The following is a 293-nucleotide window of genomic DNA, read 5'->3' as shown; positions in this document are numbered from 1 at the left end:
CATTTTAAACGCCTTGTCTTACCGTATCCGTCCCTATGAGGTGCAAGCCGGTTCGACGGATATCGCAATGGCCCGCTGCAAGCAGTATTTATACGATGCCTTAAGCCGAAGGAAAATGCTGATGCCGGCGCTGATCAAATGCCGGAAGGTACTTCAGTCCGTTGAAGTAGATCGAACGCTGGTGAAACCCAAGGTTAGCATCATCGGCGAATTTTGGGCCATGACCACAGAAGGAGACGGCATCTATCAGTTGCAACTGTTTTTGGAGAATGAAGGGGCGGAAGTCGAAGTAC

General features: G+C 50.2%; 1 pseudogene. It reads left to right on the top strand.

Going from position 1 to position 293, the window contains the following annotated elements:
* A pseudogene (locus ACZYR9_RS27745) lies at window positions 1-293 on the top strand (2-hydroxyglutaryl-CoA dehydratase); the annotation flags it as partial.

This window comes from Paenibacillus sp. F024, assembly GCF_057814255.1.
Note: the sequence above shows the minus strand (reverse complement) of the source record. Positions and strands in the feature narration are given on the sequence as shown.